Annotated in this window: 24 protein-coding genes and 1 other RNA gene; 8 read left to right on the top strand and 17 right to left on the bottom strand. The window is 46.3% G+C overall.

Going from position 1 to position 22,990, the window contains the following annotated elements:
- Positions 1-10 precede the first annotated feature (10 nt).
- Complete coding sequence (gene rlmD, locus M1D72_RS09270) at positions 11-1,327, bottom strand: 23S rRNA (uracil(1939)-C(5))-methyltransferase RlmD (RefSeq protein WP_456296691.1); 1,317 nt, start codon at positions 1,325-1,327, stop codon at positions 11-13.
- A 227-nt stretch (positions 1,328-1,554) separates the two neighbouring features.
- On the opposite strand from rlmD, the gene barA reads away from it, so the two are divergent.
- Positions 1,555-4,344 carry a two-component sensor histidine kinase BarA gene (gene barA, locus M1D72_RS09265; protein WP_456296690.1) on the top strand — a complete coding sequence of 930 codons (2,790 nt, stop codon included), beginning with the start codon at positions 1,555-1,557 and terminating at the stop codon, positions 4,342-4,344.
- On the opposite strand, the gene acpS is transcribed toward barA, so the two are convergent.
- The 11 genes from acpS to rpoE all read right to left on the bottom strand — a co-directional run bounded on the left by acpS (position 4,332) and on the right by rpoE (position 13,479).
- Complete coding sequence (gene acpS / locus M1D72_RS09260) at positions 4,332-4,712, bottom strand: holo-ACP synthase (RefSeq protein WP_456296689.1); 381 nt, start codon at positions 4,710-4,712, stop codon at positions 4,332-4,334. The two genes, barA and acpS, sit on opposite strands and share 13 nt — an antisense overlap.
- A 2-nt stretch (positions 4,713-4,714) precedes the next feature.
- Positions 4,715-5,446 (bottom strand): pyridoxine 5'-phosphate synthase, encoded by a 732-nt coding sequence (gene pdxJ / locus M1D72_RS09255; protein ID WP_390191692.1) that lies wholly within the window; start codon positions 5,444-5,446, stop codon positions 4,715-4,717.
- Positions 5,443-6,171: a DNA repair protein RecO gene (gene recO / locus M1D72_RS09250; protein WP_390191693.1), complete on the bottom strand. Its 729-nt coding sequence runs from the start codon at positions 6,169-6,171 to the stop codon at positions 5,443-5,445. Before recO ends, pdxJ begins: the two co-directional genes overlap by 4 nt.
- An 89-nt stretch (positions 6,172-6,260) precedes the next feature.
- A complete protein-coding gene (era, locus tag M1D72_RS09245) occupies positions 6,261-7,223 on the bottom strand; it encodes a GTPase Era (RefSeq protein ID WP_390191695.1) in 963 nt (320 codons plus the stop codon).
- Complete coding sequence (gene rnc / locus M1D72_RS09240) at positions 7,216-7,893, bottom strand: ribonuclease III (protein ID WP_390191697.1); 678 nt, start codon at positions 7,891-7,893, stop codon at positions 7,216-7,218. The genes era and rnc overlap by 8 nt, the downstream gene beginning before the upstream one ends.
- 33 nt (positions 7,894-7,926) lie before the next feature.
- Positions 7,927-8,823 carry a signal peptidase I gene (lepB, locus tag M1D72_RS09235; protein ID WP_456296688.1) on the bottom strand — a complete coding sequence of 299 codons (897 nt, stop codon included), beginning with the start codon at positions 8,821-8,823 and terminating at the stop codon, positions 7,927-7,929.
- A 98-nt stretch (positions 8,824-8,921) separates the two neighbouring features.
- A complete protein-coding gene (gene lepA, locus M1D72_RS09230) occupies positions 8,922-10,715 on the bottom strand; it encodes a translation elongation factor 4 (protein ID WP_390191701.1) in 1,794 nt (597 codons plus the stop codon).
- Positions 10,716-10,820: 105 nt separating this feature from the next.
- On the bottom strand, positions 10,821-11,291 hold the full coding sequence (locus tag M1D72_RS09225) for a SoxR reducing system RseC family protein (RefSeq protein WP_456296687.1): 471 nt from the start codon (positions 11,289-11,291) through the stop codon (positions 10,821-10,823).
- Entirely contained in the window at positions 11,288-12,253 is a 966-nt protein-coding gene (gene rseB / locus M1D72_RS09220; RefSeq protein WP_390191704.1) for a sigma-E factor regulatory protein RseB, read from the bottom strand. The genes M1D72_RS09225 and rseB overlap by 4 nt, the downstream gene beginning before the upstream one ends.
- Positions 12,250-12,873, bottom strand: coding sequence for an RseA family anti-sigma factor (locus tag M1D72_RS09215; RefSeq protein WP_456296686.1), 624 nt, complete (start codon positions 12,871-12,873; stop codon positions 12,250-12,252). The genes rseB and M1D72_RS09215 overlap by 4 nt, the downstream gene beginning before the upstream one ends.
- A 27-nt stretch (positions 12,874-12,900) precedes the next feature.
- Positions 12,901-13,479: an RNA polymerase sigma factor RpoE gene (gene rpoE, locus M1D72_RS09210; protein ID WP_390191707.1), complete on the bottom strand. Its 579-nt coding sequence runs from the start codon at positions 13,477-13,479 to the stop codon at positions 12,901-12,903.
- Between the two features lie 324 nt (positions 13,480-13,803).
- Here rpoE and nadB point away from each other — a divergent pair, with 324 nt between their 5' ends.
- The gene (gene nadB / locus M1D72_RS09205; RefSeq protein WP_456296685.1) at positions 13,804-15,414 is read left to right on the top strand and encodes an L-aspartate oxidase; all 1,611 of its coding nucleotides are present in this window, start codon (positions 13,804-13,806) and stop codon (positions 15,412-15,414) included.
- Positions 15,415-15,438: 24 nt separating this feature from the next.
- Here the strand turns inward: nadB and M1D72_RS09200 are convergent, their stop codons facing one another.
- On the bottom strand, positions 15,439-15,783 hold the full coding sequence (locus tag M1D72_RS09200; RefSeq protein ID WP_456297373.1) for a hypothetical protein: 345 nt from the start codon (positions 15,781-15,783) through the stop codon (positions 15,439-15,441).
- Between the two features lie 55 nt (positions 15,784-15,838).
- Positions 15,839-16,099, bottom strand: a complete 261-nt coding sequence (locus tag M1D72_RS09195) for an FAD assembly factor SdhE (protein WP_390191715.1) — start codon at positions 16,097-16,099, stop codon at positions 15,839-15,841.
- A 186-nt stretch (positions 16,100-16,285) separates the two neighbouring features.
- Between M1D72_RS09195 and ygfZ the strand changes: the two genes are divergently transcribed.
- From ygfZ to M1D72_RS09180, 3 genes are all read left to right on the top strand, one after another.
- The gene (gene ygfZ / locus M1D72_RS09190) at positions 16,286-17,257 is read left to right on the top strand and encodes a tRNA-modifying protein YgfZ (protein WP_456296684.1); all 972 of its coding nucleotides are present in this window, start codon (positions 16,286-16,288) and stop codon (positions 17,255-17,257) included.
- Complete coding sequence (locus tag M1D72_RS09185; RefSeq protein ID WP_456297372.1) at positions 17,250-17,723, top strand: aminoacyl-tRNA deacylase; 474 nt, start codon at positions 17,250-17,252, stop codon at positions 17,721-17,723. Before ygfZ ends, M1D72_RS09185 begins: the two co-directional genes overlap by 8 nt.
- Before the next feature lie 605 nt (positions 17,724-18,328).
- Positions 18,329-18,535 carry a DUF1107 domain-containing protein gene (locus tag M1D72_RS09180; protein WP_390191720.1) on the top strand — a complete coding sequence of 69 codons (207 nt, stop codon included), beginning with the start codon at positions 18,329-18,331 and terminating at the stop codon, positions 18,533-18,535.
- A 52-nt stretch (positions 18,536-18,587) separates the two neighbouring features.
- On the opposite strand, the gene M1D72_RS09175 is transcribed toward M1D72_RS09180, so the two are convergent.
- The 3 genes from M1D72_RS09175 to M1D72_RS09165 are packed head-to-tail and all read right to left on the bottom strand — an operon-like array spanning position 18,588 to position 21,597.
- Positions 18,588-19,814 carry an FAD-dependent 2-octaprenylphenol hydroxylase gene (locus tag M1D72_RS09175; RefSeq protein ID WP_456296683.1) on the bottom strand — a complete coding sequence of 409 codons (1,227 nt, stop codon included), beginning with the start codon at positions 19,812-19,814 and terminating at the stop codon, positions 18,588-18,590.
- Between the two features lie 17 nt (positions 19,815-19,831).
- Positions 19,832-21,010, bottom strand: coding sequence for a 2-octaprenyl-6-methoxyphenyl hydroxylase (gene ubiH, locus M1D72_RS09170; protein WP_456296682.1), 1,179 nt, complete (start codon positions 21,008-21,010; stop codon positions 19,832-19,834).
- 11 nt (positions 21,011-21,021) lie between these two features.
- Positions 21,022-21,597 (bottom strand): YecA/YgfB family protein, encoded by a 576-nt coding sequence (locus M1D72_RS09165; RefSeq protein ID WP_390191728.1) that lies wholly within the window; start codon positions 21,595-21,597, stop codon positions 21,022-21,024.
- 234 nt (positions 21,598-21,831) lie between these two features.
- Here M1D72_RS09165 and M1D72_RS09160 point away from each other — a divergent pair, with 234 nt between their 5' ends.
- The 3 genes from M1D72_RS09160 (at position 21,832) to M1D72_RS09150 (ending at position 22,982) form a co-directional block, all read left to right on the top strand.
- Positions 21,832-22,140, top strand: coding sequence for a cell division protein ZapA (locus M1D72_RS09160; RefSeq protein ID WP_456296681.1), 309 nt, complete (start codon positions 21,832-21,834; stop codon positions 22,138-22,140).
- Between the two features lie 26 nt (positions 22,141-22,166).
- A non-coding RNA gene (gene ssrS, locus M1D72_RS09155) (6S RNA) lies at positions 22,167-22,349 on the top strand.
- A 36-nt stretch (positions 22,350-22,385) separates the two neighbouring features.
- Positions 22,386-22,982: a 5-formyltetrahydrofolate cyclo-ligase gene (locus tag M1D72_RS09150; protein ID WP_390191732.1), complete on the top strand. Its 597-nt coding sequence runs from the start codon at positions 22,386-22,388 to the stop codon at positions 22,980-22,982.
- Positions 22,983-22,990 lie beyond the last annotated feature (8 nt).

Here is a 22,990-nt window from a genome sequence, read left to right as displayed (position 1 = left end):
AGCAACATCACTACTTTACAAACAACGCCATCGACTCCAAATGACTGGTATGAGGGAACATGTCCAACATACAAAGACGCTGTAAACGGAAACCTTGATTCAGCAAGCTTTGACTATCTCTTGCTAGGGTAGCAGGATTACACGAAACATAAACCACTCGCGAGGCACCAAGGGTTGCCAATTGTTCAACCACTCCGGTTGCTCCTGCTCGTGCTGGGTCAAGCAGCACCTTATTAAACTGCAGTTTTGCCCATGGCTCATCTGCCAATGGGGCTTCTAAATTTGCATGGTAAAACTCGGCATTGGTCAGCTGGTTTTGCTCTGCGTTTGATCGAGCTTTGAATACCATCTCTTCGACGCCCTCTACCCCCACGACTCGCTCAACCTGTTGAGCAATGGGCAAACTGAAGTTTCCCAAACCACAAAATAGATCCAAAACGCTATCTTGTTTGCTCAGTTCGAGCCATTCCAATGCGCGACTCACCATGCTTTGATTAACGCTTTGATTGACCTGAATAAAGTGCGTAGGTTCAAAAGGAATGACCACTCCCGTTTCTTGATAAATAGGAGCCGGACCTTGGATAAGTTCAAGGTGATCAGCTTGCGCCATCAAATACAACGACAACTCATACTGCTGCGCAAAGCGCTTTAGGCGTTTCGCATCTTGGTTCTTTAACCCACGAGTGTGCCTCACGACCAACACACGTGTATTGTCCGCTTTAACCAATTCGACATGGCCAATCACGCTCGGTTCCGAGAATTGATTTAAACAATGATGAAGTTCTGGCAGCAATTGATTCAGCTCAGGCGCAAGTACCGGACACGCTTTGATATTTACAATTTGCTTACTGGCTTTTTGACGAAAACCGATTTGCAACTGAGCGCTTTTTTTATCGAACCACACACTCAAACGGGCGCGGCGGCGATACCCGCGATCTAAACCAGCAATAACAGGATCGAGCGTGATCTGCTGTTTTGCAAATTTGGTCATCAACTCACTTAACGCCTGCTGCTTATAAGTTCGTTGCTCCTCGACCGACACGTGCTGCATGTTACAGCCACCACACTGTTCAAAGTGCGGGCAAAATGGCGTAATACGAGATTCACTTGGCGTGATCACTTTGATCAATCGCCCTCGCGCATACTTGCTTTTGCTTTCAGTTAACTGAGTGACGACCTCTTCACCCGGCAGAGCCCCCTCAATGAACAGTGGTTTGTTGTCCATATACGCCAACCCAGCTCCGTGGTGGTCAAGCTTTTCAACCGTCACAGATTGATGCTTGGTGTTGATCTGAGTCTTTTTCTTAGCTTGGAAAAAACGCGCCATGGTTTACCTATTTATTCATTGCTTACTTCAATATTTGCTGCGAAAGAATCACTATTTCTCCGCGCAGTCGTTGTGTGAGCCGTCTGAGTTGATTATGCTTATTGTTTCGACGGCTTTGGCACTGAGATTGCTTTAAATGTCGCGAGACGTCATGGTTTCGCCAAGCAATCCTTTTACTGGTGCTGGGGGCTATTTTCCCATATCCATACCGTGATGTTTAGATAATAATGACCAGATATGGCTTACGTGCCCGTGTAATTACCCTAACTTTAGCGCCGACGTTAATTATCGGCTTGTTATTGAGTGCTTTTTTCTCCTTTAACCGCTATCACGATTTAGAGAATCAGATGATTGATTCAGGGCTAAGTATCATCGAGCCTCTTGCTATCGCGAGTGAAAACGGTTTAAAAAACAATAGCCGAGAATCCGTAAGACGGATCATCAGTTACGCCCATCGCAAGAATTCAAAGTTGGTTCGCAGTATCGCGGTATTTGATTACAACCATGAGTTGTTCGTAACCTCCAACTTTCATCCCAACTTTGCTTCACTGACATACCCTAAAAACAAACCGATTCCTCAGTTGGTGTCGTCCGACTTACATGACAATACTCTGATTTTAAGAGCCCCCGTCCTCGCTGAGTCTGGAGTCATTGCCACGCCGCGAGGTCAAGCCGCCGGACAAGCCCTTGGCTACATCGCTATTGAAATGGATTTGTCATCGCTGCGCCTACAGCAATACCAAGAAATTTTTTCGGCGTTTTTAGTTCTGCTCACCGGGCTTGGGCTATCGGCTATTTTTGCGATGCGCCTAATGCATGATGTCACTCGGCCCATCACTCATATGAAAAATATGGTTGATAGAATTCGCCGAGGCCATCTCGACGTACGTATTGAAGGTAAAATGCATGGCGAACTCGACTCACTTAAAAATGGTATCAACGCAATGGCGGTGTCGTTATCGGAATACCACGTCGAGATGCAGCATAGTATCGATCAAGCCACATCAGACCTACGTGAAACCTTAGAACAGCTGGAAATTCAAAACGTCGAATTGGATATCGCCAAGAAGCGAGCTCAAGAAGCTGCCCGCGTTAAGTCTGAATTCTTGGCGAATATGTCACATGAACTGCGTACCCCGCTCAATGGTGTGATTGGCTTTACCCGCCAAATGCTTAAAACACAATTAACCAATAGCCAAGCCGACTATCTGCAAACCATTGAGAAGTCCGCCAATAATCTGTTGAGCATCATCAATGACATTCTCGACTTTTCAAAACTTGAAGCGGGTAAATTAGCGCTCGAAAATATTCCATTTGAATTTCAGGAAACCTTGGAAGAAGTGGTTAACCTTCAAGCCACCAGCGCTCATGAGAAAGGGCTTGAGATTACACTCAATATTGATCCTGAAATTCCAACCGGGCTGGTCGGCGATCCACTGCGAATTCAGCAAGTACTGACAAACCTTGTTGGTAACTCCATCAAATTTACCGAACGCGGCAACATCGATATCAGTGTTGAGCTTCGCTCACGTAAAGAAGACATTGTCGAGTTGCAATTTATGGTGCGCGATACGGGTATCGGTATTTCAGAACGTCAGCAAGCGCAGTTGTTCCAAGCCTTTAGCCAAGCCGATGCCAGTATCTCGCGTCGTTATGGCGGGACGGGACTTGGCTTGGTGATTACCCAAAAACTGGTGAGTCAAATGGGAGGAGAAATTAGCCTGACCAGTAGGCTGCACCAGGGCTCGACGTTCTGGTTAACCCTGAGCCTACACGCGACCCACATGCCTGTCAGTGATCACGTGAATACCGCAGTACTTCACCAACGCACCATTTTGTTGATTGAAGCTAACATGCAAGTCGCCACGATAACCCAGCGCATGTTGTTACAAGAGGGCTTGCACGTCACGACTCGTACGAGCCTGCCAGAAACAGTTGAGAAATTTGATTATGTGCTGCTCAATCTCGCGGCTAACCACAGCAATCAATTAGCTCAAGTTGAACAATGGGTAGAACAAGCGATGCGCTGCGCGCCACATGTCGTGGTTGGTACGCCAAGTACGGCTCTGGCGCTGTCTGATCATCTTTTACAAAAATACCAAGTTCATTGCATTACTAAGCCACTATCGCGTAAGAAATTGATGCAGACGTTGGTCGCCAATCAAGATCTACTTCCTGAATTACCTGTGGTTCCAATGCTCAGTAGCGAGAAATTACCCCTCAAGGTTATGGCGGTCGATGATAACCCAGCTAACTTGAAACTGATCAGTGCTCTACTGCATGAACATGTGGACAACGTCATCACCTGTACCAATGGTATGGATTCAGTCACGCTGGCAGAAAGTACTCACTTTGACATTATCCTCATGGATATTCAGATGCCGCATATGGATGGCGTTAGCGCGTGCCGTAAGATCAAAAAGACCGAACTTAATGCGAATACACCCGTTATCGCGGTTACCGCCCATGCACTGGAGGGCGAACGAGACCGCCTATTGAAAGCAGGTATGGATGACTATCTCACCAAGCCAATTGAAGAGCATGTTCTGCAACAGGTGTTGATGCACTGGAACCCTTATGCGGATCAGAATGAGTTTGGGAAGTTAGAACTGGTTCACCACGAACCAGAAAAAGCGGAAACCGATACCGAGCAAAGCTACAGTAACATTATTATTGATTGGCAAATGGCACTTAAGCAATCGGCCAATAAAGCCGATCTCGCCACGGAAATGCTCCAGATGTTGGTGGACTATATTCCAGAAGTGAACCAAGTTACCGAACTGGCTCTAAATGGTGAAACCAGCCGTGAAGAGTTGCTGCATCATGTGCACAAACTGCATGGCAGCTGTTCCTACTGTGGCGTACCGCGCTTAAAGAAAGTGTGTGAAACCCTTGAGAAGGGGCTGCGTTCATCGGCAGAGTTAGTAGAGATGGAACCTGAGCTGTTTGAATTGCAAGATGAAATGGAGAAGGTCACCGCGAGCGCGGCGCCTTATCTCCAAACTCAGGATTCGTAAATAACGGTCGCCACTGCATAGTGGCGTTCGTCCGAAATGGAAAGGTGAATGGCATTGATGCCTTGAGCCTGAGCTAATTGTTGCGCTTTATTTGCCAATGAAAGTACGGGCTTACCATGAGGATCATTACTGACCACAAAATCATGGAAGGTGACCCCATGGGCAATGCCTGTCCCCAATGCTTTAGAGGCCGCTTCTTTTGCCGCAAAGCGCTTAGCTAAAAACCGCCCTTGTTGCTTGCGGTTTTGGTATTGCTCAAATTCTGGCTCGGTAAGGATTCGCTTTGCAAACCCTTCACCAATGCGTGCAAGCGCGGCTTCAATACGCTCGATTTCAGCAATATCCGTCCCAATACCTAAAATGGCCATGGCTATTTACGCGCTTCAATCATCACAGCTTTCATATCGGCAACCGCCGTTGCCAAGCCATCAAATGCCGCCCGACCAATGATTGAGTGGCCAATGTTCAACTCATAAATTTCCGGAATCGCAGCAATGGGGGCGACATTATGGTAGGTCAGCCCGTGACCCGCATTGACACAAATCCCCAAATCACTCGCGTACGTTGCGCCTGCCGTGATTTTCTTGAGTTCAGCTTGACGCTCAGCATCGGTTTGGGCATCCGCATAGTGACCAGTGTGGAGTTCAATAAAAGGCGCACCACACGCTTTCGCCGCATCAATTTGCTCGCGATCAGCATCAATAAACAGAGAGACTTTGATCCCCGCAGCGCCAAGTTTTTGAGTCGCCGCTTTCACTTTTTCAAGGTGGCCTTTAACATCCAGTCCCCCTTCGGTCGTCAACTCTTCGCGTTTTTCAGGGACTAAACACACGTATTCAGGCTGAGTTTGTAGCGCGATATCGACCATTTCATCGGTCACCGCCATCTCAAGATTCATCCGGGTCTGAATCGTTTCACGCAGAATACGAACATCTCGATCTTTAATATGACGACGATCTTCTCGCAAGTGCACCGTAATACCATCCGCCCCAGCACGTTCAGCAATTTCTGCCGCATGCACAGGATCTGGGTATTTGGTTCCACGTGCATTTCGCAACGTTGCAATATGATCGATGTTGACACCGAGATAGATTGAACTCATTTTCCAATACTCCTTGCTCTGGAAGTGTTAAAACTGGACGTAAATAATTCCCGACTTTTTAACGGTTTGCCGCCAAGATACGGCTTTAGGGCTATACGTGTAAAGCGCTTCGCTGCGCGTAATTGCTCTTTAGTGACGAAGCGCCGCTCGCTGATGGCGATCAGCTCATTTCCATAAAATGTGAGGTTGTCATTTCTTACCGAAGCAATAAACCCTTTTTGCTCTCGATAACGGTAAGTCATCTCTGGCGACACGGGTTCACCACTGCCTGCACAATGAAGAAAATCAACGCCGTATCCCATCGCCGAGAGCAAGGCCAGTTCAAACCGCCTTAACGCCGGTTCCGGGTTCTCACACTGCGCCAGTTCGGTTAACACATGCAGATAATCGTGGAATAACGCAGGCATAGGAACCTCAGCCATTAAAACTCGGCCAAGAATTTCGTTAATGTACATTCCGGAATAGAGATTGATACCGGTGAGTGGTAAGCCAAGGCTAATGGGTTCGGCTTGGCGCAGTGTTTTCATCGAGCTGTTTCCCGACCACTTAAGTAGCAAAGGAGTAAATGGTTGCAGAGCGCCTTTTAAATTGGAGCGCTTACTACGCGCGCCTTTTGAGAGCAACGTCAGGCGACCATGCTCCTCACTAAATACATCTAAAATCAAGCTCGATTCGCTATAAGGTCGCCGATGCAACACAAAGCAGCGTTGTAAACCGTCACTCAATCTCTCATCCTTTCCGATAACAAAAGAGAGAGTTCATACTCTCTCTTTTTAACGTTGAAAACAATTTTAGCGTGACCCAAGATGCCGGATTATAAGTCGTCGATGTAACCTAAAGAACGTAAGGCACGTTCATCATCAGCCCAGCCCGATTTCACTTTAACCCAAGTTTCCAAATAGACCTTGCGACCAAATAACTCTTCCATATCGAGTCGAGCTTCACGACCGATGGTTTTGATCTTTTCACCGCCTTTGCCAATGACCATTTTTTTCTGACCACTGCGTTCTACCAAAATTAGCGCATTGATATGAAAACCATCGGTTTCTGGATTATAGTCAAAGCGTTCAATTTCAACCGTAACAGAGTACGGTAACTCTTCACCGGTAAAACGCATTAACTTTTCACGCACAATTTCAGACGCCATAAAACGTTGAGAGCGGTCAGTAACGTACTCTTCCGGGAAGTGGTGGGTCGCTTTAGGCAAATGTTCACGCACATGCTTACGCAAGACATCAATGTTCTTGCCATGTTTAGCCGAAATCGGCACCACATCAACAAAGTCCATCTTCTTCGACATCTCAAGCATATGCAGCATGACATCATTGCGGTCTTTAACATTATCGACTTTGTTAACACACAGAACGACGGGAAAGTTGGCTTTCTGCAACTTGGTCAGCACCATTTCGTCGTCTTCAGTCCAATGTGTACCGTCAACCAAGAACAGCACTAAGTTAACGTCACTTAATGATGAGTTAGCAGCACGATTCATCAAACGGTTGATCGCACGCTTTTCTTCAATATGTAACCCAGGTGTATCCACAAAAATCGCTTGGTAATCCCCTTCCGTCTCTACCCCCATAATTCGGTGGCGAGTGGTCTGAGGTTTACGCGAGGTAATGGAAATTTTCTGCCCCAAAATATGGTTCAGTAAAGTGGATTTACCCACATTCGGACGACCAACAATCGCTACAAAGCCGCAGTGTTGGTTTTCTGGTGAACTGGTTTCACCACTCGACGCGAAAAACGCGTCGATATCAAATTCGTTATCAGCCATTGGATAGTTGCTCTAATGCTAGTTCAGCCGCAGCTTGTTCAGCTTTACGGCGACTGGTTCCCTTCCCGATGACAGGCTTTCCGATTCCTGCTACTTCACACTCAACCGTGAACTCTTGGTTGTGTGCTTCACCTTTAATTTTAGACACTGTGTAAACAGGTAAAGGTTTTCTTCTGCCTTGAAGGAATTCTTGCAACCGAGTTTTAGGATCTTTTTGAGACACCCCAGGCTGAATACTTGTCAGGCGAGTTTGATACCAGGTTAAAATGATGCCTCGAACCACTTCAATATCGCTATCAAGATAGATAGCACCAATGATGGCTTCAACGGCATCAGCGAGAATCGAATCACGACGGAAGCCACCGCTTTTCAATTCGCCTGGACCTAATTTTAAGTGATCTCCGAGTTCAAACTCTCGCCCGAGTTCCGCAAGCGTATTTCCGCGTACCAATGTGGCACGCATACGGCTCATATCGCCTTCATTTACTTTTGGAAAACGGTGATAGAGATCGTCAGCAATGACAAAACTTAAAATTGAATCGCCCAGAAACTCAAGACGCTCATTATGTTTACCGTTGGCGCTGCGGTGAGTCAGCGCCAAATTGAATAGCTCGACATCATTAAACTGATAACCGAGCTTTCTTTGTAGCTTTGCAATAGGAGTAGTCATACTCTCTCTTTGTCTTTGGTGTTCTAATTCGAACTAGTTAATACCGCCGATGCGATTAAATCTCACACCTGTTGGAATCCATGAAGGCAGAATACTGTCTTGATCGCGTTCAAACTCAAAACTGATCCAAATCGCGACGGCTTTACCTACCAAATTCCCTTCTGGAACAAAGCCCCAATAGCGGCTATCAGCGCTATTGTCACGGTTGTCGCCCATCATAAAGTAGTGGCCTTCAGGCACTACCCATTCATTCACTCCGCCTCGTGGATGGTATTGACTCACACGATCACGGCGCAGCGGGTTAACCAAGATATGGTGTTCCACATCGCCAAGGTGCTCTTGCATCTCAATCAATGGAATACCATCTTGATAAAACTCACTTTGTTCAACGTTAGACAGCGCGACAGGCTTACACTCGTCGCTGCCCTTAGCTTGGATACAGACTTCTTTCTTACCGCTATAACGTACGACATCCCCAGGCAAACCAACTACACGTTTAATGTAATCAATACTAGGGTTGACTGGGTATTTGAATACCGCAATATCACCACGCTCCGGTTTACCAGTTTCAACCAACTGTGTACGCCACACAGGATCTTTCAAGCCATATGCGTACTTTTCTACCAGGATAAAGTCACCAATTAATAAGGTTGGCATCATGGATCCCGATGGAATCTGAAACGGTTCATAAATAAATGAGCGTAGAACCAAAACAAACGCAATGACAGGGAAAATAGACACGCTGTTTTCCACCCACCAAGGCTGTGGCGCAATTTTGGCTTTAGTTTGCTCATCAACCTTCTGGTTATCGCCGACAAGTTCGCGCACTTTTTCTTGGCGTTTTTTACGCCAGACCAACTTATCGAATAACCATACAATCCCAGTTACCAAAGTAACGATAACCAAAATCAGTGAAAATACGTTTGCCATTGAGTTCCCTTACATTAAAAAGTGAAAGAGCCTAAGCCCTTTCACTTAACTTTTTTATTCGTTAAATCAACTCACTGCGTCTGTTAATCCAACAAACTTTAATCTTTACCTACGTGAAGAATTGCTAAGAACGCTTCTTGAGGCAGTTCGACATTGCCAATCTGCTTCATACGTTTCTTACCTTCTTTCTGCTTCTTAAGCAGTTTCTTCTTACGGCTCACGTCACCACCATAACATTTGGCGATCACGTTCTTACGTAGCTGCTTAACCGTTGAACGCGCAATAATATGGTTACCAATCGCAGCTTGAATCGCGATATCAAACATTTGGCGAGGGATAAATTCTTTCATCTTCTCAACCAACTGACGTCCACGCGTTTGCGCTTGGTCTTTATGGGTAATCATTGCCAAGGCATCAACACGGTCGCCATTTAGCAATACATCAACACGTACCATATTCGAAGCTTCAAAACGCTGGAAGTTGTAATCTAAGGACGCATAACCACGTGATGTCGATTTCAACCGGTCAAAGAAGTCAAGAACCACCTCTGCCATTGGGACATCATACGTGACTGCCACCTGGTTGCCGTGGTAAACCATATCAACTTGAACACCACGTTTTTCAACACATAAGGTGATGACGTTGCCGAGGAATTCTGTCGGTACCAAAATGTTACAACGCGCGATAGGCTCGCGAATATTTTCGATATCGTTGATTGCAGGCAGCTTAGCTGGGCTGTCCACATACATCACTTCGCCATCGGTTTTTTCAACTTCATACACTACCGTTGGTGCGGTGGTAATCAGATCAAGATCATACTCACGTTCTAAACGTTCTTGAATGATCTCCATGTGCAGCATGCCAAGGAAACCACAACGGAAACCAAAGCCCAGAGCCGCTGACGTCTCTGGTTCGTAAAATAGTGACGCGTCATTGAGGCTCAATTTACCCAGCGCATCACGGAAGTTTTCATAATCATCCGAAGAAACAGGGAATAAACCAGCATAAACTTGCGGTTTGACTTTCTTAAAGCCTGGCAATGGTTTTTCACTGCCATTTTTAGCGTGAGTCAGTGTATCACCGACAGGTGCGCCCAGAATGTCCTTGATACCACAAACTACCCAGCCCACTTCACCGGTATTTAGGCCATCGGTATCCACTCGTTTTGGCGTAAAGATACCAATACGATCCACACCCCACACTTGCCCGGTACTCATCACTTTGATCTTGTCGTTTTTCTTGAGTGAACCGTTTTTAATTCGCACCAAAGAAACCACACCAAGGTAGTTATCAAACCAAGAGTCAATAATAAGCGCTTGTAATGCGCCGTCAGGATCACCTTCAGGTGCCGGGATCGCTTGAACAATATTCTCTAAAACGTCATCAACACCAAGACCTGTTTTTGCCGAACAGCGCGTTGCTTCCATCGCATCAATACCCACGATGTCTTCAATTTCTTCAGCAACACGTTCAGGATCAGCAGCGGGCAAATCAATTTTATTGAGAATAGGAACAACTTCCAAATCCATCTCAATGGCGGTGTAACAGTTCGCTAGGGTTTGAGCTTCAACACCTTGTCCGGCGTCAACCACCAACAATGCGCCTTCACATGCGGCAAGAGAACGCGAGACTTCATACGAGAAGTCGACGTGTCCAGGCGTATCGATAAAGTTTAACTGATAGGTTTCGCCGTCTTTCGCTTGGTAATCCAAGGTGACGCTCTGCGCTTTGATCGTAATACCACGTTCACGCTCAAGATCCATGGAGTCCAGTACTTGCTGTTCCATTTCACGATCAGTAAGACCACCACAAACTTGAATAAGGCGATCAGATAAGGTCGATTTACCGTGGTCGATGTGGGCGATAATCGAAAAGTTACGAATGTGCTTCATAGATTTGGGGTGACTAAACTCTTGTTAACGAGGAAACAAGACTGCCGTCTAACGACGGCAGTCAATTAAGTTGGCAGATTCTACCCAATTTCTGACCAGTACGCACTAGCTAATTGGTTCGCCTAGCACTCGAACGAGCACCACTTGTTGTCCGGAGTTGGCTTCTAAGCGTCGAGCTAAGCGTTTTGCGACGATCATTCCCAAAGCAACAAACGCCGCGGAACTGGCGATAACCGCCCCTTCACCGGCAGACAGTAACGGTGCTAGCCACCACTGACCAAGCAAAGCCCCGAGAATCATTGCGCATAGTGGCGTGATATACACCACCATCGCAGATAAAATTAAACTTCTTTCAGGAAAACCAATTTCCACTACTTGGCCTGTGTGTACGTCTTGATTGGTTTTAAGCGTCCAATTAAGTGCTTTATTGCCGACCGCTTTAGAGACAATGCCAGTGCCACAGCTTTTCTGCGATGAGCAACTACTGCAACTGGTTTTTTGCTCACAGTTGAGTTGTACTTCAAACCCTTGTTGAATGGATTTAACCGCTGACACGGTCGCTAATGCCGTCATCATTGTTGCGCTTCCTGTGGTGAAAAGGTCACAGATTGAGCAATGCGTTTTGCCGTAGCGGGCGGAATATCCCCGACCACTGATATCTCATTTTGACCTTTAATAAAGCTATGTAGTGTTCGACGCCCTTGGCGGACTATTTGCCCTTTGAGCGAGTCGTTATCCTTATTAGAGACATAAACCGAGAAATTAAACAAGCCATCGGTATACATTTGGCTTTCAACTAAGCGATCAGTCACGGCCATGCGATAACGGTTCAACTCTCGTGCCTCGAACCCTTTAGGGGTCCAGCCGACATGCCAAAAGGTCGAATCAAGATTGCCTTTAGGTAATGATAGAACCTCTGGTAAACGCACTTTTTTAAGTGCCCCTAATACCTCAGAGACTCGCTCACTGACCGAATAAGAGACCGTTCGATACTGCTCTAAAATTTCACCATCGCGATCCAGCAAGTCAGCGCGCAGTGGTAACTTGGTTTTTTCGTCAATCCACAGCACGTAGGAGTAGCGCAGCCCGTCTTTAGGAACCACACGTAACACTTGGCACGCACTCCCCGCCTCGCGAGCACGACCAACACGAATAAAATCGTAAAAACGGCTTAGCTCTTCAACATCGGAATTAAGGAGAGGAATGGTCGGTGCGACCATAAAACCGGACTCAATAGTAAAGGGTTCGACGCTCGGTTCGATATAACTCACTTCATCACCGCGACGAATCACTTCACGCACAGGACCGCTCAAATACACCAAATGGGCAAGTTGCTTTTGGTCTTCATCACGTGCGTGGCGATACAGTATTGGTTCAATACTGCTTTTTTTAATCAAAATATAGGAGAGTTCGTAGCTAAGTTGCTGACTTGCATCATGCATTTGAAGCAACAAAGCCTCTGCAGGAGTCTCCTCTGCAAAGGCCGTTGTCGTATTCAAACTGAGCAGTGTCAGCACACTGATCAGAAACTTTTTCATTCAACTACCGTTTCAGGATCAACCATGTGATGCTCAGTGTCACCACTGTTTAATCGCAATTGCAGCTCGTAATCTTGCAGCATGGCGCTAATGCGTCGACGCTGCTCTTGAACATTCACTTCATTAACCTGACGTTCAACCGATTCACGTGTCAAGCTTACGGGCTCTGCACTTCCGGCAAAAGGAACCGTTTGTAGAACAGGAAGTTTATCTCCTGATCCATCTGTCGCAGAGTCACCACCATACTGTTGTACTCCCAGTACAACGGCAAGTGTAACACAAGCCGCGACCGCCACCTGACCAAATTGCGTAATCCAGGTTGGTAACTGACGACGTGCTTTTTTCGGTTCAGGTTGAGACTCAGTGATAGCTTCACTGATGCCGATCACGCTATGACGTTCGTTCACGCCGTGCGCGGGTTCATTTTCTAAGGCCAATGCAACGCTATCCGCGATATTCCAGCTTGGATTAGCAGGTGCTTCACCGCGCATCACATCACCAATGAGATGATAATTTTTCCAAACCTGCAGGCTATCTTGATCTTGCTCTAATTCAGAAATTAAAGCTTTATCGACCAACTCTCCATCCATGAGTGCTGAAAGTTTTTCTTTGTCAGCCATTATCTTTCACCATAGTAGTTACCGAATTTAACGTTGCATCAAGGGTTGAATCTTCTTCTCTACAGCCTCACGAGCTCTAAAAATACGCGAGCGAACTGTACCAACAGGGCATTCCATCACCGCTGCAATCTCTTCGTAACTCAACCCATCTAACTCACGCAACGTCATTGCGGTTTTCAAATCATCAGGCAGTGCTTCGATAGCACTGAAAACGACACGTTTCAATTCTTTGGACAACGTTAAGTTCTCAGGGTTCGATATTTCTTTCAACGCACTAGCCGTTTCGTAATATTCAGCATCTTCAGCATCGACATCACTCGCTGGCGGCCTACGCCCTTGAGCAACAAGATGGTTTTTAGCGGTATTCACAGCAATTCGATATAACCAAGTATAGAATGCACTCTCCCCGCGAAAACTCGGGATCGCCCGATATGCTTTAATAAATGCCTCTTGTGCGACATCAGGCACATCGCCGGGATTATTAACGTATCGGGAAATGAGGTTGCACACTTTGTTTTGATAACGCAAAACCAAAAGATTAAACGCCTGCTTATCGCCGCTCTGAACTCGCTCAATTAATACCTGATCGGTCAACTGCTCGTTCATTCGAGCGCATACTCCTATCGTTATAAACCCCTATCTTCTCAGATATGGGCATTAATTATGCAAAATGTAGTGTTGACACCACTGCTTACTTGAGCACTATTGTGACAAGGCAATACAAATAAAGTTCAATCGTTTCTCAGAACTTTTACAGTAAACTGGCAAAGTGGCTCACGTCCTACTTTCTAGGCTTCGATTTTGAGGACGAAAATAGCGAAAAGCAATGTTATTTACTAAGAATTGCAAATAAAGCGATGCTATGATTGAGCAAATTTAATGGAATAAGAGTGTAACCACTCTACTATAGTTCGGGAATTTAAAAGTTTTATGAACGCAAACCGAGAGCATCAATGTGATGTGTTAGTCATTGGTAGTGGCGCCGCGGGTTTAACCTTAGCGCTGCGCGTAGCCAAGCATTGTAAAGTCATCGTTCTCAGCAAGGGACCGCGCAGCGAAGGAGCGACTTACTATGCCCAAGGTGGCATTGCCGCGGTCTTTGATGAATCAGACAGTGTTGAATCCCATGTGCAAGATACATTAATTGCAGGCGCTGGCATCTGTGAAAAGGAAACCGTCGAGTACATCGCCAAAAATGCCAAAGAGTGCGTACAGTGGCTCATTGATGGTGGCGTACCGTTTGATCGTATGGAAAACGACGATGATGAGCACCCACGTTATCACCTCACTCGCGAAGGCGGCCATAGTCATCGTCGTATTTTACACGCGGCCGATGCAACGGGCATGGCGATGCAAACGTCACTGCAAGATAACGTTCATAACCACCCGAACATCACCATTTTAGAACGCCACAATGCGCTTGACCTCATCACCGAAGATCGTATCGGTGGCGATCGCAAGAAAGTGATTGGTGCCTATATCTGGAATCGCAATGACGAGCATGTTGAAGCAGTTCGCGCGAAGTTTGTCGTGCTCGCTACAGGTGGCGCATCAAAAGTCTACCAATACACTTCCAATCCCGATGTCTCTTCGGGCGATGGTATCGCCATGTCCTGGCGCGCCGGTTGCCGTGTAGCCAACTTGGAATTCAATCAGTTCCATCCAACGTGTCTCTACCACCCAGAAGCCCGGAACTTTCTGCTGACAGAAGCGCTTCGCGGTGAAGGCGCGTACTTACGTCGCCCGGACGGCTCTCGCTTTATGCTGGATTTTGATGAACGCGCAGAGTTGGCCCCTCGTGATGTCGTGGCACGCGCGATCGACTTTGAAATGAAGCGCCTTGGTGCAGATTGCATGTATTTGGATATCAGCCACAAACCGGCTGATTTCGTGGAAAAACATTTTCCGACGATTTATTCGCGCTTGATGGACCTTGGTATCGATATGACCAAAGAGCCGATACCGATTGTTCCAGCCGCCCACTATACCTGTGGTGGTGTGATGGTTAATCAGCACGGACAAACCGATTTACAACAGCTCTACGCAATTGGCGAAGTCAGTTATACCGGTTTGCATGGTGCGAACCGCATGGCATCGAATTCACTGCTGGAATGCGTGGTCTATGCTTGGGCAGCGGCGAAGGACATTCTTGATAATCTCGACAACGCTCAACTTGCGCACACACTGCCTGAGTGGGATGAAAGTCAAGTCAGCAGCTCCGATGAAGAAGTCGTCATTCAGCACAACTGGCATGAACTGCGGTTATTTATGTGGGATTACATGGGGATTGTCCGTACTGACAAACGTCTTGAGCGCGCACTGCGACGTATTCAGCTTCTGCAGCAAGAAACCCATGAGTATTACAGTAACTTCCGAGTATCTAATAACTTATTAGAACTACGTAACTTGCTTCAAGTTGCCGAATTGATGGTACGTTGTGCGATGCAGCGTAAAGAAAGCCGTGGCCTACATTACACTCTTGACTACCCAGAGCTTGAGGAAAACAGCGGCCCGACAATCCTGACTCCCGAACGATTTTAAATCCCTGTTCGCGAGTTAAACTCTTCAAGCCACCGATGAATTATCGGTGGCTTTTTTATTTGGAGTCGAATTTTGCAACATAACCAGCAGTTGTCGATAGTGCTGCTCGCTGACACTATCTCGCCATAAACAATAACGTTGTCCGTCTTCTAGCTCTAACACCACCAGCCAAGTCTTATAATTTAAGTAGGTTTCCTTGATTCGGTAATTGCGCTCGCCAAATTTAAGCTGATGTGGCGCCACATAGCATGCGCCAACCAAAGGTTTCCCTAGCGGCCTAGATGATAAAAAAGTATCCAACAGTAGAGACAGAAGAGGAATACAAACGATGAGCGGTATTGGATTAAACAAGATAAATGCGATTGCCAATTGCAAAGCAGCAAGGTGGGCAATCGCAGCGTAAAAGGATGGTCCAGCTAAAAAATTAACGGACCTTGCTGAGATTGTGAGCGACAACTTTATCTACCATTGCAGCGTGACTGAGATTCTCACTTCGGCCGTGTCCCATAATCCAAGTAAATAAGTCTGGATCATCACATTCTAATAGTGACACGAAATGCTGCTGTTCGGTTTCAGTTAGTGAATCAAAACACTCTTCAAAAAACGGCATGATCACCACGTCTAACTCTAGCATTCCTCGACGACACGCCCATTTAATACGTGCTTTCTCTTCCGTAGTGTACATTGTTGTTATCCTTCACCCTCTGGTTGTTTGCGCCGAAGTGTAACAAGCAAAATAAGTGACAACCACTAACTCAGTCACACTACCGAGTAAGCTAACAAAAATACGTGCAACAACTTAGGGTTGTTTAACGCCAGCATTAGCCATTAACATAGTGCTATAACCCAAATCTGACTAGGTAACTGAAATATGGATTGGTTGAACTCATTTTCTCCGCTCTCTGTCTCACCTCAAGACGCTTTGCCCGACTTAATGCTTACCCACCTTGGCTCCTGGAGCGCCATCACAGCGGTGGGAGCAGATAAGGTCTCTTACTTACAAGGACAACTGACCTGCGATTTGGTTTCACTGCAAGACACCCAATCCACCTTTGGTGCCCATTGTGATGCAAAAGGAAAAGTATGGAGTGTTTTTCAAGCCTTTGCTCATCGCGATGGATTAGCGATGTTTCAGCCTAAATCAGCCATCGACAAAGAGCTGGTTGAACTGAAAAAATACGCCATTTTTTCAAAAATAACCTTAAAAGAAACCGATGACATCGCGTTGGGCATCATGGGTGCTCAAGCCGAGCAATGGGTGAAAAACTATGGCGATACCAATGCTGACGTCATTGCTTTTGAGCACGGCAGTTTAGTAAAAATCGATCCTCAACGTTGGCTGCTTCTAGTTGATAGCGACTTTGCTCAGCAACTGGTGGCCAATACATCTGCGCAAACCGTCGATGAGTCAGTGTGGACTCGATTTGATATCGAAAATGGCTTACCGATAGTCACCGATAAGCAGCAAAATGAACACATTCCCCAAGCGCTTAATTTGCAAGCATTGGGGGGAATCAGTTTCACCAAAGGATGTTACACCGGGCAAGAAACCGTGGCTCGAGCGAAATATCGCGGTATCAATAAACGCTCTCTATGCATTTTGGCAGGTAACACCGAGCAGGAGATCACCGATTTTGGTCAATGTGAAATTGAACGTGCCGTAGGAGAAAACTGGCGAGGAGCTGGTACCTTAATGGCAGGCTATCAGTTTAACAACCAGCAAGCGATCGCTCTTGCAGTCCTTCCGAATAACTTAGAACCTGACACCGTTTTACGTTTGAAAGCCCAGCCAGAAACGCGCTGGAGTATTCAACCTCTGCCGTATTCTTTGGATGATGAGTAGCCCTTTCTCTACATGTATTACTGAATATTTAGATGCTCAGCAGGTGAATTATCACCTGCTGCCTCATCAACGTCCCGCAACGACCATTATCGATGCCGCTCAGCAACGCGGTATCGCACCTAGCCAGATGGCAAAATCCATTTTGTTACGTGATATGGGAAACCTTTACGCTCTAGCGTGCGTCCCCGGCGATCAATCGGTTGATCCTAAAAAAGCCCGCGCAATTTTACAATGCCGAAGGATGACCTGTGTTGAACTCAGCCAAGTCCCAGAGATTACTGGATATCAAGTCGGTTGCGTTACGCCTTTATTACTCAAACATCCAATGCCCATCTTAATGGATCATCAGTTGGTCACGCAGAAGACGATTACGATCAGTAGTGGCCATAATATGGCTGGTATCGCGCTTAGCTCCGCTGATTTAATCCAGTTATGCCAACCTACCCTTGCCGATCTGTGTCGTTAAGTAGAGTGTCATACATCACATTACACTATAAATGTGACATTTGCCTCACTAATGATATAAAACATCATAAATTTTTATTCAAATTAAAAGCATAAGTAGTCACGGCTATGTTTTTAATTTATGCTGAGTTCGTTGGTTAAAGTTCAAACAAATAAAGTTGTATTGTTTTGACGTGTGGTTACTTGCAAACGCTTTTTAGTTTTCTGGTAACGGCGCGATTCCTTCTCCAACGAAAAAGTGAATCCACTGATTGTTTCAGGACATCCACTTTTTGTGTAATGCATCTGTGACTATTCGCCCGCCATCGCGCGGGCTTTTTTTCTCAAACCTCTGACCGAGAACTAGCACATAAAAAAAATCTTCGTCTATTCTTAAAACGGTCATAAACCTTAGGCGTAATACCCCCACTGAACTTTTTTCGCCTAGAACAGTATAAATATGAGGAAAGCGTCACACTAAATTGGATATTTAACTAATTTTTTGCACACAACAGCAAAAGTATCCAAACGCATGTCATTTTACTGCATATTATCCCACTGGTATCACACCTTTTTTGAGTGGGCTTTATATAATGTGCAGCGCTTGAAAAAGATAAGGATTACACTATGAGACTGTTTAAGCGCTATACACCCGGTATGATTGCTAAACACGTAAGTCGACTTTTTAAAGGTAGAATTTATATCTACGGCATTGGCAAATTTGAGTTCGACAACGGCAAACTGATTCTTCCAGAGAAAGCCGAAAAGCGCCATTATCAGGCGGTGAAAGAAGTGAACGAAGAGATAATGAAGTTACGTTGCGCCTACGCGTAATCGCACTTCAGCCATGAATTAAAAAAGGTTGGCTTATGCCAACCTTTTTGCCTTATACCGATTCAAAAAACGAGGTTTTCGCCAACTCTGGCAACTCACCTTTTAGCCCTAAGGCTCGCTTCATAATTTCGTCTTTCGCTCCCGGTAACTGACCGACTAATTTCATACCAATACCACGGAACAACTTTTTCGCCGGATTATTACCGTCAAACAAATCACGAAAGCCTTGCATCGCAGCGATCATTTTGGCCGCTTCAGATTTGCGCCAACGTTCGTAATTACGCAGAGACCGCCGAGCACCAATATCTTGACCTTGACGCCATAACTGATGAATTTCCTGTGCCAAACTGGCTGCATCGAGTAGCCCTAAGTTCACTCCTTGCCCCGCCAAAGGATGAATGGTGTGCGCAGCATCTCCCACTAAGGCTATACGATCGAGAACAAAATCCCGTGCATAGCGCATTTTGAGCGGATAGGCTTGGCGCTCACTCACGACTTCGCATAATCCAAGACGTGTATCAAATTCTGCAGCCAAGACTTTATTAAATTCATCATCGGAAAGCGAAACCAAGCGATTGGCACGATTTGGATCAGTGGACCACACGATGGAACTAAGCTGCGGGTCACCCAGCGGTAAAAAAGCCAGAGGGCCTTGTGAGGTAAAGATCTGTCTTGCGATCTTTTCATGGGGTTGCTGAGTTTTAACCGTTGCCACCACCGCACTGTGCCCGTAGTCCCAGTGGGTTAAAGGGATATCCAATTGGCGTCTCACCCAAGAATTCGCCCCATCAGCTCCAACAACCAACTTAGCCGTTAATGACTGGCCATTATCAAGCGTCAGCCAGGCTTCACTTTCTCCCATAGCCAAGCTTTGACATTGGGCTGGCATATACAAACTCACGTTGGCCTGCTTTTCAACTTGTTCAAGCAACGCCAGTTGAATAACTCGATTTTCGACAATATGGCCAAGATCAGGCTGGGCCAGCTGCTGTGCACTAAATTCAATTCGCGCAAAGCTATCTTGTTCCCACACTTCCATCGCAGAGTAAGGTGCCGCTCGACGCTGAGTGATACCACTCCAAGTGCCTAGATTACGTAATATCGTTTCGCTTGAACGACTTAATGCGGAAACACGAATATCGGGCAAAGACTCAAGTTGGCTATCTGGAACATGAGCCTCGATCACCGCGATACGTAGATCTGACTCTTTAAAAGCTGCAGCGAGGGCTAAACCCACCATACCACCGCCGACGATGGCAATATCAACGCTTTGCATCATGATAACTTTTCCTAATATTAACGCTCAACCAATCCAAGCGTACGTTGTAATAAAGGCACCTTTAAACCGGGTACGCGATCCAGCGCGAGTAACCCCAGGTTTCGACCAATGCGCAGCGATAAATAATCGTTAGAAAACAGATGGACTAACGAAGAAGTGAGCCCAATCGTTGCTTGGCGGTCATGCTCTCGACGCTGACGAAAACGACTAAGCATGGCGTAGTCTCCCGCATCATCTAACGACAAGCCAATTTCATGCGCTAAACTGGCGACATCACGAATACCAAGATTAAAGCCTTGTCCAGCAATAGGATGCAACGTTTGCGCAGCGTTACCTACAATCGCAAATCGATGAGAAATATTTTGTGGTCGGTAACGAAGGGTTAATGGATAACTTGCGCGCTCACCTGCTTTTTCTATTTTACCCAAACGCCAGCCAAAACGTTGCTGCAATGTCGCGATAAATTGCTCATCTTGCATCAACTTAACATCCTCAGCTTGCTGAGCTGACATACACCATACTAGAGACATCCGTTGCTCACTCATCGGCAACAACGCAACCGGCCCTTCATCAGTAAAACGCTCAAATGCCCATCCTTGATGTGGCTTCGCCGTCACAATGTTGGCAATGACTGCAACTTGCTCAAAATCGTGCTCTTTAAGTGATAAACCAATTTTTTCACAGCACGTTGAAATGGCACCATCAGCAGCCACCAGCAGTTTGGACTGAATCGCGTCCCCGCTTGCCAGCTCGATAGTGACACGATGTTGGTCACGTTCAATATTTACCACTGACTCTGGGCACAATAAGTCTATTTGGTGGTCCTTGGCGACTAATGCGGAAAACTCGCGCCCGACATCCGCCAATTCGACCACATACCCAAGCGCCTCTAATCCCACTTCATTAGACGTAATTTCAGTCATGCCTAAATGGGTACGGTCAGAAACATGAATCTGTTCGATCGGGGTCGCCAGTGAGCGAATATGCTGCCAAAGTTCAAACTCTTTGAGTAGCTGTACCGTCCCGTAAGAGAGCGCAATGGCCCGCGAGTCGAACCCTGGATGCGCTTGATGATCAGCAGCAAACGGCTCGACAATCGCAATTGACAATGGGTGCTGACAACGACGACTTATCGCCAAAGCCAGCGTCATTCCCGCCATCGCTCCACCAGCAATAACAATATCGAACTGTTTCATGGCGCTCGCTCTTAGTGAATGGTCGGCGAAGCCGCTTCAGTTGCCGAAGGACGTACACCAAATTCGGCATGAACGGTCAGTACGCACACTTTGATGTGTTCGATCACTTGAATCAACAATGCACCTTGTTCTTCTAGGTCATCGTCTTCATCAATCCCCAATTTGGCAATCTCTTCCAAATCGGCGAGCGCTTCTTTGGCTTCTTTCGACGCTTTTTTGATGTCCGCGCCAATCAAACCCAAACCAGAAATGAAGTGATTTACCCAATCGGATACTGCATCCGCCTGCTGAAAAATATCACTATCGTCATCAGGAAGGAGTAGCGAAACACTGAGTGCATTGCTATGGAACTCTTTACTACTCAATTCAAGCAGTGATGTCGCGACCTGCGCGGCGTTACTCGGCCAAGCCATGCCATCATTGGTGTAATCAAAAAGAATTGGCTGCCAACTTTGATCTTGGCTATTCAGCCCACCGCTGAGCATGCCACATAATAAACCGTGCAGTTCTGCAGGCGTCACCGCTAAACTGGCCGACTGCAGCGTTGAAGCCACAGATTGATATTCAGGGAGTGAGGTTTCGCTCATCGCTCTATCCATTATCAAAAATATGTTTAATTCTATCACTTACCAGCCATCGGCGAAAATGTTGACAGAGCTTCAGTGCCTAGCTTTTAATCAAATTGTCCAATTACTGGTTCATCACCGATGGTTTTAGTCAGAACTCAGGTGAAAAGCTTGAATCTTAAAGTCGCTTTTCCTATAGTTTCCACCTCGGTGTTCAACCATCTTGATCACCCAAATTAGGTGTTGAGAATTCTTATGAGCAATCAAGCGGTAGAAGTCGAAATTTTAGGTAAACTCACTCGAGTAAATTGCCCAGCAGGGCAAGAAGAGTCGTTGATTCGAGCTGCCCAAGATTTGAACTCTCGCATTGAAGAAATGAGCTCTAAGACAAAAGTCACCAACGAGGTTCAACTGTTGACCATAGCTGCATTAAATGTATGCTATGAGTTACAATCTCGCTCACAAGATGAAGCACAGCGACAACATTCGTTGACCGAGAAAATGGAAAAGCTTAGCGCGTCACTTGATGGTATACTTACTCAAGTAACGAAAACGCAGTCATAGCTTTTCAGGTACACAAAGAATTCAGATTTACCCTGGGGTGTGCGACAGAGGATTACGTCCCTGAGCCGATAAGCAACACCAAAGGATTAGTAATTGATGGCTATTGAGCAAGCTCGGCTCGTACCGAGAAGCCTACGGTCATCTTGCCAATCCGCCCTGAACCAGCTGGTTCATGGGTCAAAATTCCTCAACGGCACCCTGGGGTAACCTTCTCCTTTACTACTTTTCAATCAATGGGCACGGATATGGCTCAGACTCGTCGTCAATTTCGTCAATATATTCGTCAGCAACGGAACCAGCTTGATGAGACGATTCAAATGCACGCCGCAGCGCAACTGCTTTCTCAATGTCAAACTCTCCCTGAACTCGCAATCAGTCAACATATCGCTCTATACCTGTCTAACGATGGTGAAATCGATACTCAGCCTTTGATTGAATTGTTGTGGTCACAAGGTAAGCAAGTGTATTTGCCGGTTTTGCATCCCTTTTCGCCGGGGCATCTTTTGTTTCTCCATTATCACCAGCATACGCCAATGATGACCAACAAATATGGCATCTTCGAACCAAAGCTAGACCAAACGCAGGTCAAACCCATAGAGCAACTAGACCTAGTATTCACGCCTCTGGTTGGTTTTGATTCTCAAGGTCATCGCCTAGGGATGGGCGGCGGTTATTACGATCGTAGCCTTGCTCGCTGGTTTGCCACGGGCGTCGGTCCAACGCCTATAGGCCTTGCGCATGATTGCCAACATGTCGAGCGACTCCCGACAGAAGAGTGGGATGTGCCTTTGCCGAAAATAGTGACCCCATCGCGCATATGGCATTGGGAATTCAAACACTAAGCCGTTAT

The organism is Vibrio sp. AK197 (genome assembly GCF_053903115.1).
This window is presented reverse-complemented; position numbering and strand designations above follow the sequence as displayed.

Excerpts from the sequence above, each read along its gene's own strand:
- era (WP_390191695.1), bottom strand. The coding sequence starts at position 7,223 with ATGGCTGATAACGAATTTGATATCGACGCGTTTTTCGCGTCGAGTGGT.
- M1D72_RS09185 (WP_456297372.1), top strand. The coding sequence starts at position 17,250 with ATGAGTAGCCCTTTCTCTACATGTATTACTGAATATTTAGATGCTCAG.
- M1D72_RS09195 (WP_390191715.1), bottom strand. The coding sequence starts at position 16,099 with ATGTACACTACGGAAGAGAAAGCACGTATTAAATGGGCGTGTCGTCGA.
- acpS (WP_456296689.1), bottom strand. The coding sequence starts at position 4,712 with ATGGCCATTTTAGGTATTGGGACGGATATTGCTGAAATCGAGCGTATT.
- M1D72_RS09175 (WP_456296683.1), bottom strand. The coding sequence starts at position 19,814 with ATGATGCAAAGCGTTGATATTGCCATCGTCGGCGGTGGTATGGTGGGT.
- M1D72_RS09180 (WP_390191720.1), top strand. The coding sequence starts at position 18,329 with ATGAGACTGTTTAAGCGCTATACACCCGGTATGATTGCTAAACACGTA.
- M1D72_RS09160 (WP_456296681.1), top strand. The coding sequence starts at position 21,832 with ATGAGCAATCAAGCGGTAGAAGTCGAAATTTTAGGTAAACTCACTCGA.
- rpoE (WP_390191707.1), bottom strand. The coding sequence starts at position 13,479 with ATGAACGAGCAGTTGACCGATCAGGTATTAATTGAGCGAGTTCAGAGC.
- ubiH (WP_456296682.1), bottom strand. The coding sequence starts at position 21,010 with ATGAAACAGTTCGATATTGTTATTGCTGGTGGAGCGATGGCGGGAATG.
- M1D72_RS09165 (WP_390191728.1), bottom strand. The coding sequence starts at position 21,597 with ATGAGCGAAACCTCACTCCCTGAATATCAATCTGTGGCTTCAACGCTG.
- nadB (WP_456296685.1), top strand. The coding sequence starts at position 13,804 with ATGAACGCAAACCGAGAGCATCAATGTGATGTGTTAGTCATTGGTAGT.
- ygfZ (WP_456296684.1), top strand. The coding sequence starts at position 16,286 with ATGGATTGGTTGAACTCATTTTCTCCGCTCTCTGTCTCACCTCAAGAC.
- lepB (WP_456296688.1), bottom strand. The coding sequence starts at position 8,823 with ATGGCAAACGTATTTTCACTGATTTTGGTTATCGTTACTTTGGTAACT.
- M1D72_RS09225 (WP_456296687.1), bottom strand. The coding sequence starts at position 11,291 with ATGATGACGGCATTAGCGACCGTGTCAGCGGTTAAATCCATTCAACAA.
- barA (WP_456296690.1), top strand. The coding sequence starts at position 1,555 with ATGACCAGATATGGCTTACGTGCCCGTGTAATTACCCTAACTTTAGCG.
- lepA (WP_390191701.1), bottom strand. The coding sequence starts at position 10,715 with ATGAAGCACATTCGTAACTTTTCGATTATCGCCCACATCGACCACGGT.
- rnc (WP_390191697.1), bottom strand. The coding sequence starts at position 7,893 with ATGACTACTCCTATTGCAAAGCTACAAAGAAAGCTCGGTTATCAGTTT.
- M1D72_RS09215 (WP_456296686.1), bottom strand. The coding sequence starts at position 12,873 with ATGGCTGACAAAGAAAAACTTTCAGCACTCATGGATGGAGAGTTGGTC.
- rlmD (WP_456296691.1), bottom strand. The coding sequence starts at position 1,327 with ATGGCGCGTTTTTTCCAAGCTAAGAAAAAGACTCAGATCAACACCAAG.
- pdxJ (WP_390191692.1), bottom strand. The coding sequence starts at position 5,446 with ATGAGTTCAATCTATCTCGGTGTCAACATCGATCATATTGCAACGTTG.
- rseB (WP_390191704.1), bottom strand. The coding sequence starts at position 12,253 with ATGAAAAAGTTTCTGATCAGTGTGCTGACACTGCTCAGTTTGAATACG.
- M1D72_RS09150 (WP_390191732.1), top strand. The coding sequence starts at position 22,386 with ATGGCTCAGACTCGTCGTCAATTTCGTCAATATATTCGTCAGCAACGG.